This window comes from Anaerobacillus sp. 1_MG-2023, from assembly GCF_030547345.1.
In the GTDB taxonomy this organism is placed as follows: domain Bacteria; phylum Bacillota; class Bacilli; order Bacillales; family Guptibacillaceae; genus Guptibacillus; species Guptibacillus hwajinpoensis_B.
The window spans coordinates 1-383 of record NZ_JAUORD010000060.1 but is presented as its reverse complement, the minus strand read 5'-3'; the positions used below and the strand labels follow the sequence as shown (position 1 = coordinate 383).

Below are 383 nucleotides of genomic sequence, written 5' to 3'. Positions count from 1 at the left end.
CGTTTCACCAGACTCAAAGACGACCTTAAATTCAGCGCCTTCAAGCTTCAATTCCTGATTGGAGGCATCAACTTTTGTCACAACTGCTTCTCCGGTTGTTAACGTATTTGTTTGGACAATCTTTAATACTTCACTTTGACCTCGCACAATTTCAAATTGAATTGGTTTTGAATCAAGGTCATATCCATATGGAGGTACCTGTTCTACGAATTGGTATTTGCCTACGTCGAGATTGTTCACAATGATGCTACCACTCTCATCTGTTGTTAAATCAGATTGGATGGTTTCCCCATCACGATCTTGTAATTCAAATACCGCGTTTTCTAAATAAAGAGTTGCATCCTCGCTATCCACCTTCACTAATTCGACAGCGCCTGGTGTTA

Annotated in this window: 1 protein-coding gene; it reads right to left on the bottom strand. The window is 40.5% G+C overall.

Translation table 11 applies throughout. The annotated features are described in order from the left end of the window. A partial coding sequence (locus Q4550_RS23270) for an MSCRAMM family protein (RefSeq protein ID WP_303536560.1) occupies positions 1-383 on the bottom strand: 383 nt, incomplete at both ends.